This is a genomic window from Photorhabdus akhurstii, assembly GCF_019090985.1.
Taxonomy (GTDB): Bacteria; Pseudomonadota; Gammaproteobacteria; order Enterobacterales; family Enterobacteriaceae; genus Photorhabdus; species Photorhabdus akhurstii.
Genome location: NZ_CP020335.1, coordinates 4201195 through 4217291 on the forward strand (window position 1 = coordinate 4201195; position 16097 = coordinate 4217291).

A 16097-nucleotide genomic window follows, 5' to 3' on the forward strand; every position below is an offset into this window, starting at 1 on the left:
AACTCAGATATCATTAGCTGTTTAGTGCAACCTGTCCAATTCTTTAGGTCAGTTCAGCATATCGAGAACTTCTTTAACGTAACCAGAATGGAGGATCGTCTGGACCTAAAGCATCGTATTTTTCAAGGGGGCGATTAATCTCATCAATATAATATGGTGTATCAGTAAAACCTATTCTTACAGGGATATATTCGTTAAGCTCTTGATAATAAACTTCAGTACATTCTAATGCTTCAGAAAATGCACTAAAAAGCCTTTTGAAAACAATTGATAGCGACTCTCCTTTCAGATTTAATTTCGTATTATTTACGTTCACTCCTAACGACATCCAATCAATACCTTTAGCTGATATCTGTGAAAATGACCTTTCTATACTGTCAAGATCTCTTTTGACACTTGATAATTCCTCATACTTCAAAGAACGCCGATAGAGATTTTCTGTGACCCAAGGGTACTTACTCCCTTTATTACGATGTTTCAATAACGTTACCACTAAATTGAAAAATCCATTTATATCAGATGCAGTGCCTATTTCAGCTAATGTCATAGCGGCATGTATACCAACATTTTTCATTCTGTTTTAAACCTGATGGATGATGAATTTATAGAACCATTTGATTTCTGCACTATTCCTTGAACTATTTGCATTTTTTGCTTGGCAGTTATTGCTTGCCCTCGAACATCAATAACTATCCGTTGTTCCATCCCCGCAGGTAGATTCTTCTGCCGTTCAATCGCCTGTTTGGCAACATTATTAATCAAGCCATTTTTGTTCGTTGCAATATTATAGTTCTTCACTTCAACACTACAAACATTGCCCTGACACCAGTCTGGACGAACACTGCCTTTAGTGCCATAGGGGACTTCCTTACCCTCTTTAATTGGATGAACTACACCTTAATCAATTAGCATCTAATTTTTGGGGTGCAATTCACATGACCGGGGAATATTGATTTTATATTGGTATCTTTGCCAGTAGCTCATTAACTTTAGCTGTATCTTCTGGATGAGGTTTTAGATACTTTTCACAAGCTAATCTGACATAGTGATAACAGGTTTCTTCACTGACTGTTATTGTATCTTCATCAGTTGGCGGATAACCAACAGCAAACTGAACGCCTTCAAAATATTCATCTTCACTATTCACGTCAGGGAAAAAGCAATATACACCATCTAACATAAAAGATTCTTTTTGAACAATATTTTCTACGGCATCTAAAAAATGCTCCTCATTATACATAAGGTCAAAATAGCTTTTTATGATCCAGTCGAAATTAGAATGATCATAAGGTAGCTCAAATAAAAATTTCATTTATTATGTCCTATTTTGGATGGAAATTACTTATCCCACCTGTCTTCTTATCAATATATACCCTGAATGTAACACCATCTGCTGTAGCATCATATGCTTGTTGACCTCTAGCTATAGCTTGTTTATAACCGCTTACAGCAGCTTGTTGACCTAACTCCAACATTTTCTGATCAGTAAAAATTTTGGGATCATAGATAGTCTTTTCAAATGGTTTTGAACCATTACCTTTGTAAGTTCCTGTAAAATTCCCAGAAGCATCTTTAGCAGGTACTCTATATTCGATATGCATTATTCCATTAACACCAGTAGGTGTTTCACTGACGATTTGTATTCCTTTGTCTTTTACAACACCATAAAAAGCCTCTGCATTGTGCCCGCCCGCAATTCCTGATTTTTGGGTAAATCCATCTACAGTTGCTAAATGCTTCGGCTGATTAATCTGAAAACTCATGCCATCAGGGTATGTAACAGTTGTCGTCCCCTTTCCAGCATACAACTTCTCATTTTCGATCAAACTAGCTACGGCATCAGTATCAGGCTTAGCATTTCTTAACAGCGGTTTTGAGGTATTACTCAATCCTTCCGCCAAATCCCTAGCACCTTCTTTAGTGTTACCTAATACCTTTACCGTTCCCGCAGCCAAAACACCGGTCCCAACCGCCGCTTCTGGCGCAACCGCATCAGCGACAAAAATACCCACGTTATTCAGGCACAGCGCCGGATTGGTTTTACAACCTTCAAGCGCAACACGCCCTGCCGTTGCTATTTCAGCCGAACCCGCAATCAGTATCTGACCGCCATAAACCAACGCATAGCCGCCTGCCGCCACTGCGGTAACGGCAATCGCGGCATTCCGCCGCGCAATGACGCGCTCTTCCGCAGCTTTATCCCCTTTTCCTGCCGCTAAGATGTCTTTTTGATTATCTATCGATAACTGGTACAACATGTGCTCAGTCATGTTATTTCGATAGACAAGCTCCGCGCTGTTCGCCGCACTGTAAGCGCCTTCCGGGGTATGGCTAATCAGTGCGCCTGACAACGCCCCGACAAATTTAGCGGTCTGGGCCTTAACTTCATTACCCGTCAACGCTTCCTGAAGCTTATGGATTTGTCGCTCTGTTTCATTCTTATACGCCGGTTCAAATAGCCTGCTTTCCATTGTGATTGCCGCTAATTCAGCCGCCAGCGCACCTACAGCCGCCCCTTTGGCATCCCCACCAGCAATTTCAGCACTGATGCCTGCCACAACCGAATGGCTCAATATCTTGCCTGAGTGGCCTAAAACCTCCCCATTATCCCCAATCAGTTTGGCGCCTTCCGCATTAATCTGATTACCAATATTACTCAACAATGCGGTTTGCAGATTATCCGTAAAACTGCCGCCGTTAATCGCCGTCCCTATTGTTGAACTCACGATGGATTGCGCCGCAACACGCTGGGCCACCTGACTCCAATTATTATTACTCAATAAGGGAAGCTGCGCTTTTATCGGATCGACAACGCCTTTTCCTTCCACTAATTTTCCCCAGCCCATCGTGTGGTCTAAGCCACCTAATGCGCCACCCACGGCTATTTGGGTAACAAGGGATTTGATTGAATCGCGCTTCGCTAAGGCTGCCAGTGTCTTGGTGAGATCCCCTTTATTTTCAACTAAGGCCACCGCCGCCTGCGAGGTCAACCCTATCATTCCGCCATAAGCCGCCCCATAAACCGCGCTCGCCGTAGCTCCCGTGGCGCCTGTCGCCCCCACGGCGCCACTTCCCGCCCAAGCCGCCAAGCCCGAACCCGCCGTGACCGCAGCGACCGCAATCGCAATCACCGCACCCACTACGGGGTTTAAGCTTTCGCTTTTTTTGTCCCAGCTACTGTAAGCGTCCTTAACCTGATTCCACTGGACATCATTGCGGTTTTGAAGATTTTTCAACCATTCGGTGCCGGGGGTGTTACCCAGTACTCCTAACGCGTCTTCCAGTAACTGCCCCTCTTTTACTTTCACATCCGCATTGATACCTTTCGCCGCATCCACCGTCAGCGTACCGCCAACATGCACTGACGGGATTATCCAGGTCTCTTCACGATGACCTTTATCGCGTTGTGTAATAAAAAAGCCTTTTGATGTCGTGATGGTCTGCTCAAAATCAATATTGGGCATCGCCTTGAAGTTCACTTTCCCTGTCTGGCTGGTGATTTTCGCGTTTTTATTGGTCTCTATCCGACTCGCTTCCAATGTCACCTCATCTTTTGCCATCAGGTTAATATCACCCCCGGCCGTAAATTCCGTGACTTTGTTGGTCTTCTTGATTTGTATTCGATGTTCTGTTTTAGACCCAAACACTTTACACGACTTTATGGGGCCAAAACCTTTACAGCTTTTCTCTGTTTCTTCCCGCTTATAAACTTCTTCCATCGCTTGCGCATAGAGAAAACCGCCTGTTGCCGCGATATCCATTACACCCTTGGCGATTAATTCCGTCGCCTGGAATAAAATACTGCCTTGGGAGCGAATCGTTAATGCGCCGCCACTATTCAGCCGGCTGGCGTGTTGCGTAAAGCGCTCAATATTCCCCTCGCGGATAAATTCTTGCCGCGATTCAAAACGAACATTTCCACCCGCGGAAAGCCGCATATCATTGCCGGATGTCAAGCTGGCCCCGGATGTCAGCAGGTTGCCTGCCGCAACTAATGTGAGATTTTGGGCCGCGTTGATGGCGCTGGCAGCATAAAGGTATTGTTTATCGCCATCATTAATCGGCGAATATTTCCGGGCAGAGAACAGTAAATCCCGGCCAGCGCTAACCGATACATTTCCTTTAGTCGATGTTAATCTCGCGATACCCGCGATATCGCCCCCCGCACTGAGTTGCAGGTGATCACCCGCGGTAATTTGCGTACCTAATTCAGCGAATTTGTCTAATCCATCTAATTCGGATAAATAAAACAGGCTCTCTGGCGTATTGGGGCGAGAGATTTCAATATCACGGCCCGCACTGAGCATGACTTGTTGCCCCGCCCGGATACCAGCTTGCCGCAACATTAAATCATTTCCCGCAAACAGATTAATATTGCCCGCAGCGTTCAATTGGCTTCGACTGGCATTCAGGTTACGACCCGCACTTAATGTCAGGTTTTGTGATTTATCCAACCGGGTACCGGAGAGATCCAGATCGTTGCCTGCTGAAATCCGCAAATGATTATCGGCCGAAATTGAGGCCAATAACTCATGAGATCGATTCCGTCCCATTTGGATGTCGCCTTCCCGCACCAGAAGTTCAACATTTTCTCCCTTTAACTCTGCCTGACGGGCGGTGATATCTTTGCCCGCAATTAAGGTCAGATTTTTATTTGCCGCTAATTTAACCCGGTCGGCATTAATTTCACTCCCCGCGTTTAATGTCATATTGTTGGCTTTATCGAACAAAAGATCCTGGATATTCAGTTCGTGTCCCGCAAACATCTGCACATTATTGCTGGCCGAAATACGCGAATCATGCCCGCCCATTTGAATGTTGCCTTCACGCGTGAGAAGCTCAATATTTTCCCCTTTCAGTTCAGTTTGACGGGCGGTGATACCTTTGCCCGCAATGAGGGTCAGATTTTTCTGTGCGGCCAATTTAACTTGGCTGGCATCAATTTCATGACCCGCGTTTAACGTTATCGTGTTTGATTTATCGAACAAAAGGTCATACAGATCCAGTTTGTGATCCGCCAATATCCGCAAATTGTTGCTGGCCGAAATACGCGAACCGTCCCCCCACATCCGAATGTCGCCTTCGCGCGTAAGCAGTTCAATATTTTCTCCCTTCAACCCGACTTGAAATGCCTCAATATCTTTGCCCGCAATCAAGGTCAGATTTCTCTTTGCCTCCAGTGTATTTTGGCGGGCATTTATTCCACGTTCAGCGATGACGGACAGATCATTGTCCGCCTTGAAGTATCCCATGCTGATAATTTCACCGGCATGAAGCAGAATATTTTTCGCCGAGATGAATGCAGTTCCGTTGAATTGATTAATAAAATCAGCCACCACATTCAGATCGGCTGAGAGTTTATCATCCATCCCGCTGTTAAAGTCGTGACCGGTTAAGATGAGATTTTTCTTCGCATGAAACTGGCTTTGGCTGTTATCCAGTTTTGTCGCATTGATATAAGCGTTCATTCCCGCAGCGACGCTGGCATTCCAAGCATTATTTAACGCTTTTGCGCGAATAATAATATCCCCGTTATGGGTTTTCAGCGTCGCTGAAGTGTTGTTAATTTCAGTGCTTAAATTACCGCTCGCGTCTTTTTGCAACCAGAGATGGTTATTTGCCTGAATCAGTCCCTTATTCCGATTGTATAAATGGTCGATAAATAACCGCATGTCACCTTCTGCGATAATCTTACCGGTGTTGTTCAGCGTGTTCGCGGCAAGCGTGATATCTTTGCCTGCCTGTACATGACTCGGTTCCGCCGTTTTAATGCCTTTACTGCTAACGGTTATGTCTGTTTTGGCCTGCACATTTCCTAGCGTCACCTCTCCATCAGCAGTCAAACGGATGTCGCCTTGCGTTGCGGTCAGGTTGGTCAGGTTAACTTCCTTACCCGGTTCGGTACTCACCAGACGGATTTTATTAGCATACATTCCCCCCAATGATCCGGTATCAATCGCTTTCCAAGAGGTATCACCCTCGCCTGCAATAGGGACCAAGGTCCCGCGTTTGAAATCAATCCGGTTGGGGCCTTGTGTCAGTGTCAGGTTTTTCGCCTGCACTTTGCCGTTAAGTATCGTGGTCCGGCTGATAATATCGACATCAACCTGCGCCGTCGCATCCAGCCCCTTTTCATCAAAGGTTATGGCGCCTTTTTTCACTTCTAAAGCCGCTAACGCGCCCTCTTTATCAAACACCAGCTTACCCGTTGATAAGGTGACAGCCGGGGTATTGATAAAGCCACAGCCATTACAGGTTATGCCGTTCGGGTTGGCGATGAAGACAGCAGCTTTTTGCCCCACCACTTCCAACAGGCCCTGTAGATTTGAGGCTAAAGTCCCCACCACTTCATTAATAATCAACTCAGCCGATTTACCGTTAAAGTGAGGGTTTGCCCCAATTTGTCCCGCCAGTATGGATTGGGTAGCTTCGGTAGCGTTATTGAGCACCAGCCCGGCAGCCCCAATATTAAATTCCTGATAACGGTTATGTGAAATACCTCGAGAATTAGGCGCCGCAATATGGATAATAGGCAGGTTATTTCTCACGGCAATCCGCGTTCGTTTATCCGCCAGTTGAATCCCGGGTATTCCACCGGCTATTTCTGGAATATTGATGGTCAGTTGGGGGGCATTGCCTAATGCAAGATCAATCAACGCCGAAGTCACCGGGGTATATTTCCCGTCGGCTAAGCGCAACGCGGTACTATATTGGGCGACTGTGGTCGCGCCTTCTGCCGATAATGCTGTCTCCTTCATATTGCTGCCGGCAATCAAGGTTAAATTGTTGCCGGCAGTAACCTTGCCAATATTAATCGAACCACCACTGGTCAGGGTAATATCTTTCCCGGCGGTCAGGGAAATCCCATCCAAATTTATCCCCCATCCAGCGTGAAGATCAATATTCTCATCCGCTACCAAAGGCTGATTAGTATTAACCCAACCATTACCTGCTAAAAAGATATTTTTCGCCCGGTTAATTAGCGTATTTGAAAGCGATATTCCCTGTTCAGACAGAATATGTAATGTATTAACCGCAGAAATAGTAGATAGCGCCTGTGTGCCTGCCGCAGTGGGATTATCTCCTCCAGATGAAACATAAATACCACCACCGCTGGAGATTAAGGTAATGTCATGACCTGAAATATCAGTGCCACGCACCGTAAGACTTTTCTCTGCCTGTAGCTGAACCTGGTTCCCGGCGGTGACATTTCCCCCATTTAAAGACAAGGTTTTCGCTTTAATCGCGACATCACCGTCGGCGCCAATTCGTCCCCAATGCTGCAATGTGTCGGTTGTCAACATCAGATGCTGACCGGCTTGCATATGACCTTGTTTCGCCGTTTCAATGTCTTTACCGTTAACGGTGATATCCGTTTTAGCCTGTACATCCCCCAGAATCACCTTGCCATCCGCCGTCAGACTGATGTCGCCTTGGGTTGCCGTCAGGTTAGTCAGATTGACAGCCTTACCCGGCTCGGTACTCACCAGACGGATTTTATTGGCATACATTCCCCCCAATAACCCGGTATCAATCGCTTTCCAAGGGGTATAACCTTCCTCTGCAATAGGGACAAGGGTCCCGCGTTTGAAATCAATCCGGTTGGGGCCTTGTGTCAATGTCAGGTTTTTCGCCTGTAGTTTACCGTCAAGCTTAGTGGTCCGGCTGATGATATCGATAGAATCTTGCGCCGTCGCATCCAGCCCCTTTTCACCCAAGGTGATGGCGCCTTTTTTTACTTCCAGAGCCGCTAACGCGCCCTCTTTATCAAACACCGGTTTACCGGTCGATAAGGTGACAGCCGGGGTATTAACAAAACTACAGCCATTACAGGTAATGCCGTTCGGGTTGGCAATGAGGATATCGGCTTTTTGCCCTGCGACTTCCAACAGCCCTTGCAAATTTGAGGCTAAGGTCCCCACGACTTCATTAATAATCAGCTCGGCTGATTTACCGTTGAAGTTAAGATTGGCGCCAATTTGCCCCGCCAGTAGAGACTGCGTATCATGGGTCGCGTTATTCAATACCAGTCCCGCAGTGCCAACATTAAATTCATGATAACGGTTATGTGAAACACCACGGGCGTTAGGCGCCGCAATATGAATAATAGGGCGATTGTTTTTCGAGGTGATCCGCGTTTGCTTATCCGCCAGTTTAATTCCCGGTACTTCTCCTTCTACTTCTGAGAAGTTCATTGTCAGTTGAGGAGCATGACTTAACGCACGTGCAATCAGCGCAGAAGTGACTGGCGTATATTTCCCTTCGACTGAATTATATTTTCCTTTAGGTGAATGCAATTCTTTGTTGTTTTTGATAATTGCAGTCACCCCTTTTGCCAATAAAATTGCCTCAGTATCAATAATGTCACCACCGGAATTAAGGGTTAAATTATTGCCGGCAGTGAGGGTACTTTTTATTATCGGGAATTGAAATTGTGGGTAAGACTGTTCGTCTTCCTCGTCATCGGCATTTTCATAATGTTTTTCATAGTCATCTCCATGCTCATTTGAATATTCATAAGGGTCCTCTGCTGTTCTTTTGCTAATATCAAGCGTGCCGCCACTGGTCAGAGTGATATCCTTCCCCGCAGTTAAAGAAATACTTCTCAGATCGACAATCTTTCCTGCATGGATCTCAATATTTTCATCCGCTTGCAATTGGCTAAGCTGGCGCAGACGCTGATTAATTAATTCTTGTTTAGCGCCGTCACTAAGTGGACTCTGTTCATCAATTAAATCACCCGAGGCATAAATCTCAAGTTTATCATTGGTTGCCAAAAAGATATTTTTCGCCCGGTTAATCAGGGTATCTGCAATATCAATAGGACCATCGGCGATAATGCGTAATAGGTTATCAGCAGAAAGCGTGGTTAATACCCTTGTTCCTTCCGGGGTATAGTCGTCCCCAGAGACAACAGACAGCATTCCCCGGCTGGCAAGCAAGGTCACATCATGACCGGAGATATCATAACCATTCACATCAAGGTGTGACTTTCCATCCAACATGACATGGTTCCCGGCTTTTAAATGCCCCTGGCCTAAATAGATCGTTTCCGCGTCAGCGGTTAAGTTTTGTTCTGCCCTCATTGACGCACGATTTACTAAATCTCGGGCAGTGAGAGAAATGTTTTTCCCGGTGATTAACGCCAGATCCGTGGGTTTCTTTCCCTCGTTAAAATGTTCTTTATCAAAATCAAAACGAAATGTATCTTGAAATGTCGCCGTCAGATCCCCACCGGCACTCAGTTTACCGATGATATTCTGCTGACTGTCTTTTATCGCTTTGGTTGAAAAATTTTTACCTGTCAGGGTGAGGTTTTGCGCCGCGCTTAACTCGCCAACATTATTTATCTCGTTAGCAGTAATGCTATTGTTTTTACCCGCGGTAATAATAGGGTGACTTTTCTTAGTCGGGTTTACGTTATCCAGTTTAGTCGCTTTAATCGCGACATCGCCACCCGCACGGATTTGACCTTGATTGCGCAGTGTCTCGGTAGTCAATCTCAGATGTTGACCCGCTTGTACATGGCTTTGTTCTGCCGTTTCAATGGCTTTACTGTTGATGTTGATATCGGTCTTAGCTTGTACCTCCCCCAAGATAATTTTACCCTCAGCGGTTAAACTGATAGCGTCTTGGGTTGTGGTCAGGTTGGTGAGATTAACCCCAACCCCCTTTTCAGTGGCAACCAGTCGGATTTTATTGGCATACATGCCACCTAAGGCTTTGGTATCAACCGCTAATTGCGGTTTTGCCCCTTCTCCGGCGATAGGTTTAACCGTGCCGTCTTTCAAGCTAATACGGTTGGCCCCCTGAGTCAGCGACAGGGTGTTAGCCTGAATTTTTCCATTCAATTCCGCCGCCCGGCTGATGATATCGACATAATCTGTCGTCTTGCCATCCAGCCCTTTACCGCCAATGGTAATCTGGCCTTTTTTCACTTCCAGTGCTTCTAGTGCGCCCTGTTGATCAAATTGGGGTTTACCGGTGGTCAGGGTTGCGCCGGTGGTATTAATAAAACCACAACCATCACAGGTAATGCCGTTAGGGTTGGCAATCATCACGTTGGCTTTATTGCCAACAATTTCCAACTGGCCTTGCAAGTCAGAGCGGCCACTGCCGGTGACTTCGTTAATAATCAGTTCCGCCGCTTTGCCTTTCAGGTTAGGGTTCGCGTTAAGTTGCCCTGCCAGTTGCGATTGAGCCGTTTGTGTCGCGTTATTAAGTACGGCTCCCTGAGTGGCGACATTGAATTCTTGATAGGTGTTGTGGGATATGCCCGCATCATTCGGCGTGGCGATATTCACCACCGGCACATTGCCCTGATTTTGTACCTGTGTGCGGTTGTTATCCGGTGTTATACCGACAGCCATAGCCGGGTGCAATGGCTGAATTGCCGTCAGGTAAATTAAAAGATAACTCGTGACCCTGGCCATCGAATTGTGGCGTTTATCCATCGTACTGTCCCTTTTCTTAATTTAAGTGTGGCAAAGTCAGTAATGCTGACTAATAAATTACCCAATGAGGTATTAGCGGTTTTTCGTACCCGTGCGTTGGCGTTGATATCCTGCAAAGTTAACCCTGCGGGTAAATAAGGATGCATCGAGTATTCTTGGTCTAACCGGGACAAACTTTCTGTCCCTGCAAATTCAATCCGGTGAATAGTGTGACAAATAGATCCCAATGCACCCGATGTTGAAACATGAGTCCATTCGGATATTGCCAGCAGGACAAGCGCTGCCAGACTGCGGTGATAAAGCGATAATCTTTCCATAGAAAATATTGATAATTTGATAGTGACATAATTAAACTATTCTAATGATGAATAATTTATCCGTCTAAATTATCAGTATAAAATGTGATCAGCGTCCGGATTTTTAATCCTGCTAATGGAGAATCTGATATATTAAATGCCAGAAAATCGCGGTAAAGGATGGAGATATTCAATGGTAACGGAGTAGAACACTCTCGTACTACTCGCCGTGTTTCTCTGTTTCAACAGAAGAGGCACTTATAGGAAAACTTAATTCATACAGTTTCTGAGGATTGCGAATATCATACAATAATAATAAATTATTATATTAATAATAGTTTCAATTTTATATTAATGAAATATCATTACCCATAAAAACCTATTTAAATAAAATATCAATAAAAACATTTTATTAAATAAAAATAGCAATAATGAAAGATGCTGTTAGATTAGAAATAGCATGTGAAATTTGGGAGAAAAAGGGATTAAATACATAAAATTATTTTATATTTTAATCAGCTTCGCCAATAAATATAAATAATAGCAACACCAGTTATTATACCGGTGTTGACTATTATATTAGTGATTATTGATAATCACTGACAGGCGCACAGGAACAATGCAGGTTACGATCACCGTAAACATCATCAAGGCGTTTAACCGCAGGCCAATATTTATTGGCTTTGGTTTCCAAGGTTGGGAAAACCGCGGTTTCACGGCTGTAACTATGGCTCCAGTCAGAAACCAGTTCAGCTTGTACGTGAGGCGCATTAACCAATGGGTTATCTTCTAATGACCACTCGCCTTTCGCCACTTTGCCAATTTCAGCACGAATTGCCAGCATCGCATCCACAAAGCGATCAATTTCTACTTTGCTTTCTGATTCTGTAGGTTCCACCATTAGCGTACCGGCAACCGGGAATGACATGGTTGGCGCATGGAAGCCGTAGTCAATCAAGCGTTTAGCAATATCCATCTCGCTGATACCAAACTCTTCTTTCAACGGCCGAATATCCAGAATACATTCATGCGCCACATAACCGTTATGACCGGTATACAACACGTCATAATCATTCTTTAAGCGAGCAGCAATATAGTTAGCATTCAAAATCGCCGTCTGGCTTGCCTGTTTCAGCCCTTGCGAACCCATCATACGGATATACATCCAGCTAATAGGCAGAATAGAAGCGCTACCAAATGGCGCCGCTGAGACAGCTCTCTGTTCAGTAATGCCATCCATTTGAACTACCGAGTGTCCCGGTAAGAACGGCGCCAAATGAGCTTTTACGCCAATCGGCCCCATTCCTGGACCACCGCCGCCATGTGGGATGCAGAATGTTTTATGCAGGTTGAGGTGTGAAACATCAGCACCGATAAAACCTGGCGCGGTGATACCCACCTGCGCGTTCATATTCGCGCCATCAAGGTAAACCTGACCACCATACTGATGAATGATTTCACACACCTGACGGATCGTTTCTTCATATACGCCGTGGGTTGATGGGTAAGTCACCATGATGCAGGAAAGTTCGTCACCGGATTTTTCCGCTTTTTCACGCAGGTCCGCCAGATCAATGTTGCCCTCTTTATCACAACTCACCACCACCACTGTCATACCTGCCATATGAGCAGAAGCTGGGTTGGTGCCATGCGCAGAACTGGGGATTAAACAGATATGACGATGCCCTTCTCCACGGCTTTCATGGTAACGGCGAATAGCAAGCAGACCCGCGTATTCACCCTGCGCACCGGAGTTTGGTTGCATACAAACGGCATCATAACCTGTCAGTTGCACCAGCCAGTGAGATAATTGGCTGATCATTTGCTGATAACCCTGCGCTTGCTCTGGCGGGCAGAATGGATGCAGTTCGTTAAATTCAGGCCAAGAGATCGGTAACATTTCTGCCGCAGCATTGAGTTTCATGGTGCAAGAACCCAATGGGATCATGGCCTGATTCAGTGCTAAATCCCGGCGCTCAAGACGATGCATATAGCGCATCATATCCGTTTCACTGTGATAGCAATTGAAATTTGGATGCAGAAGGATTTCATCACTGCGCAACATGGATGCAGGAATGGAGTGACTTTCCGTCATCAGTTCTTGATCCAGTGCTTCAACATCTAGCTTGTCATCTGTGCCTGTCAGCACAGAGAACAATTTGACCAGATCATCACGGCTGGTAGCCTCGCTCAATGTGATACCCACCGCGCCGTAAATATCGGTACGCAAATTGATTTCAGCTTTGTCTGCCCGGGCCAATACCGCTGCTTTATCAGCGACTTCAACGGTCAGCGTATCAAACCAAGTTTTGTAACGCAGAGTGAACCCGGCTTTCTGTAACCCGGCCGCCAGAATGTCAGTCAGACGATGAATACGGCCCGCAATGCGTTTCAGCCCCTTCGAACCATGATATACCGCATACATCCCGGCGATATTTGCCAACAACACCTGAGCCGTACAGATGTTGGAATTGGCTTTCTCACGACGGATATGTTGCTCACGGGTCTGCATTGCCATGCGCAGCGCGGTATTACCTGCCGCGTCACGGGAAACGCCGATAATACGTCCCGGCATGGAACGTTTGAATTCATCACGGCTGGCAAAAAATGCTGCGTGGGGACCGCCATAACCCATTGGCACCCCAAAACGCTGGGCAGAACCAAACACAATGTCAGCCCCTTGTTTACCCGGCGCGGTCAAAAGCACCAACGCCATCAAGTCAGCGGCAACACTGACAATGATTTTGCGCTGTTTCAGTTGTGCGATCAGATCAGCATAATCATGAACTTCACCCGTTGTACCAACCTGTTGTAACAGCACACCAAATACGCCTTCCAGCTCCAAGACTTTTTCTGCTTTATCCACAATCACATCAAAGCCAAAGGTTTCCGCGCGGGTACGAACAACGTCCAATGTTTGAGGATGGATATCATCAGCAACAAAGAAACGGTCAGCATTTTTTAGTTTGCTGGTACGTTTTGCCATCGCCATCGCTTCCGCCGCCGCGGTAGCCTCGTCCAGTAGAGAAGCAGAGGCAATATCCAAACCCGTCAAATCGATCGTCACTTGTTGGAAATTCAACAGTGATTCAAGGCGACCCTGAGAAACTTCTGGTTGATAAGGTGTATAAGCGGTATACCAGCCAGGATTTTCTAATAAATTACGCAAAATAACCGGCGGAAGTACAGCAGGCACATACCCCATGCCAATATAGGATTGGTAACGCTTATTTTGGCTGGCAATCGTTTTCAGTTCAGCTAGCGCTTGCTGTTCAGTCGCACCACCGCCAACATCGGGCGGCTCTGGCAACGCGATATCACGGGGAACAATTTTCTGTGTTAACTCATCAAGGGAACTTGCTCCCACTGTCGCCAACATCTCTTTTTTCTGTTCGGCGGAAGAGCCAATATGACGGCGGATAAACTCGCCCTGATTCTCGAGTTGGCTTAATGTCTGGATCATTTGTGACTAATTCCTGAAGCTGGCCAGAAATGGCATACAAATAAAAACGCCCTGCTCACAATGTGAAACAGGGCGACGGTAAGCATATTATTCTTCTTCGTCCAGAAGTGCCTGATATCCTTCGGCATCCAGCAAACGCGAAAGTTCACTTTCATCAGAGGCTTTAATACGGAACAGCCAACCTTCGTTATAAGGCTCGCTGTTAACTAATTCGGGCGAGTCATTTAGCGCTTCATTAACGGCAATAATTTCACCACTTAGTGGCGCATAGATATCAGAAGCCGCTTTTACTGATTCAACCACCGCGCAATCATCGCCAAGATTGATTTCACCACCTATTTCCGGCAAATCAACAAACACCATATCGCCTAGCAGCTCCTGTGCATGCTCGGTAATACCTACCGTGTATTCACCATTGCCTTCTGCACGAACCCACTCATGTGATTCAGCATATCTTAACTCTGCGGGTACATTACTCATTACCATCATCTCCTTCAATCCTAGAATCTACCCCGATTAGGCTATTTTGTGCTGCTGCGCCAATCATGCTTACCAGGATAAATTGCTATTTACTCATCAAGTTATTATTCGATAAAAATGACTATACGAGAGGCTTACCCGCCCGTACAAAGCTAGGTTTGACTACCTGAACCGGCATTTCACGATTGCGAATTTGGACAACCGCCTGTTCACCAATCCCCTGCGGCACTCGGGCAAGGGCAATACTGAATCCTAATGTTGGAGAGAACGTGCCACTGGTAATAACGCCAGAATGTAAGGCGCCCATCTCATCAGTAAAACTAACTATTAAGCCACCACGTAACACACCCTTTTCTCTCATCACCAAGCCAACTAACTGCTCAGTGCCCTCTTCGCGCTGCTTTTCTAGCGCTTCACGACCAATAAACTGGCGATCTTCGGGTTTCCAAGCGATTGTCCAGCCCATGTTAGCCGCAAGGGGAGAAATGGTTTCATCCATTTCCTGCCCATAGAGGTTCATACCGGCTTCAAGCCGCAGCGTATCACGCGCACCTAATCCCGCGGGCTTAACACCGACACTCAGCAATTTTTGCCAGAAATCCACGGCCTGCTCTTTTGGCAACGCCACTTCATAACCCGCTTCACCGGTATAACCCGTTGTCGCGATAAACAGATCCCCCGCCTGAACGCCAAAGAAAGGTTTCATTCCGGCAGTAGTCTGTTTTTGTTCATCATTCAATAGAGACTCTACTTTTGCCTGAGCTTCAGGCCCCTGAACCGCAATTAATGCCAGATCATCACGAACCTGAACATCAACCGGGTAACTGGCTACATGTTCATTAATCCATGCCAGATCTTTCTCACGGGTCGCAGAATTGACCACCAATCGATAAAAATCATTGCTGAGGTAATAAACAATCAGGTCATCAATTACACCGCCAGAAGCATTAAGCATCCCGGTGTATAGGGCTTTGCCCTTTTCTGTCAATTTAGCAATGTCATTTGCCAGCAAATAACGCAGGAAATCACGGCAACCAGTACCATGCAGATCCACAATCGTCATGTGGGAAACATCAAACATACCGGCATGAGTGCGGACAGTATGATGCTCATCCATTTGTGAACCATAATGCAAAGGCATCATCCAGCCATGAAAATCTACCATACGCGCACCACAAGCCAGATGCTGGTCATACAATGGAGTTTGTTTTGCCATTATTTCCCTCTTTTCATTTCCTACATGAAAACATACCGCGTATTAACCGACAGATACTGTGAATCATGAACAAAAAGCGGCTAAAAAACGCGACGCAAACGATATCTTAAAATGAAAGTTATCACTGAAAACCAAAATGAACCATAAGTAAAAATAGGGTTCAATTCAGTGACCGTCAAAAAACGTGT

The 16097-nt window shown here is 45.8% G+C and carries 8 protein-coding genes; all 8 read right to left on the minus strand.

Annotated features, from left to right (window positions below; translation table 11 throughout):
* Nucleotides 1-73: 73 nt before the first annotated feature.
* The 8 genes from B0X70_RS17935 to gcvT all read right to left on the minus strand — a co-directional run bounded on the left by B0X70_RS17935 (nucleotide 74) and on the right by gcvT (nucleotide 15909).
* Nucleotides 74-574, minus strand: coding sequence for an Imm70 family immunity protein (locus B0X70_RS17935; RefSeq protein WP_217470021.1), 501 nt, complete (start codon nucleotides 572-574; stop codon nucleotides 74-76).
* The gene (locus tag B0X70_RS17940) at nucleotides 571-798 is read right to left on the minus strand and encodes a hypothetical protein (protein ID WP_246593337.1); all 228 of its coding nucleotides are present in this window, start codon (nucleotides 796-798) and stop codon (nucleotides 571-573) included. Before B0X70_RS17940 ends, B0X70_RS17935 begins: the two co-directional genes overlap by 4 nt.
* Before the next feature lie 157 nt (nucleotides 799-955).
* On the minus strand, nucleotides 956-1312 hold the full coding sequence (gene cdiI, locus B0X70_RS17945) for a ribonuclease toxin immunity protein CdiI (protein ID WP_065821666.1): 357 nt from the start codon (nucleotides 1310-1312) through the stop codon (nucleotides 956-958).
* Between the two features lie 10 nt (nucleotides 1313-1322).
* Nucleotides 1323-10454 carry a two-partner secretion domain-containing protein gene (locus B0X70_RS17955; RefSeq protein WP_246593338.1) on the minus strand — a complete coding sequence of 3044 codons (9132 nt, stop codon included), beginning with the start codon at nucleotides 10452-10454 and terminating at the stop codon, nucleotides 1323-1325.
* Nucleotides 10406-10771 carry a hypothetical protein gene (locus B0X70_RS17960; RefSeq protein ID WP_217470023.1) on the minus strand — a complete coding sequence of 122 codons (366 nt, stop codon included), beginning with the start codon at nucleotides 10769-10771 and terminating at the stop codon, nucleotides 10406-10408. The genes B0X70_RS17955 and B0X70_RS17960 overlap by 49 nt, the downstream gene beginning before the upstream one ends.
* 565 nt (nucleotides 10772-11336) lie before the next feature.
* Nucleotides 11337-14213, minus strand: coding sequence for an aminomethyl-transferring glycine dehydrogenase (gene gcvP / locus B0X70_RS17965; RefSeq protein ID WP_040153530.1), 2877 nt, complete (start codon nucleotides 14211-14213; stop codon nucleotides 11337-11339).
* Nucleotides 14214-14300: 87 nt separating this feature from the next.
* On the minus strand, nucleotides 14301-14693 hold the full coding sequence (gcvH, locus tag B0X70_RS17970) for a glycine cleavage system protein GcvH (RefSeq protein ID WP_046396966.1): 393 nt from the start codon (nucleotides 14691-14693) through the stop codon (nucleotides 14301-14303).
* 121 nt (nucleotides 14694-14814) lie between these two features.
* Entirely contained in the window at nucleotides 14815-15909 is a 1095-nt protein-coding gene (gene gcvT / locus B0X70_RS17975) for a glycine cleavage system aminomethyltransferase GcvT (protein WP_217470025.1), read from the minus strand.
* Nucleotides 15910-16097 lie beyond the last annotated feature (188 nt).

Excerpts from the sequence above, each read along its gene's own strand:
- gcvP (WP_040153530.1), bottom strand. The coding sequence starts at position 14,213 with ATGATCCAGACATTAAGCCAACTCGAGAATCAGGGCGAGTTTATCCGC.
- cdiI (WP_065821666.1), bottom strand. The coding sequence starts at position 1,312 with ATGAAATTTTTATTTGAGCTACCTTATGATCATTCTAATTTCGACTGG.
- B0X70_RS17960 (WP_217470023.1), bottom strand. The coding sequence starts at position 10,771 with ATGGAAAGATTATCGCTTTATCACCGCAGTCTGGCAGCGCTTGTCCTG.
- gcvT (WP_217470025.1), bottom strand. The coding sequence starts at position 15,909 with ATGGCAAAACAAACTCCATTGTATGACCAGCATCTGGCTTGTGGTGCG.
- gcvH (WP_046396966.1), bottom strand. The coding sequence starts at position 14,693 with ATGAGTAATGTACCCGCAGAGTTAAGATATGCTGAATCACATGAGTGG.
- B0X70_RS17935 (WP_217470021.1), bottom strand. The coding sequence starts at position 574 with ATGAAAAATGTTGGTATACATGCCGCTATGACATTAGCTGAAATAGGC.
- B0X70_RS17955 (WP_246593338.1), bottom strand. The coding sequence starts at position 10,454 with ATGGATAAACGCCACAATTCGATGGCCAGGGTCACGAGTTATCTTTTA.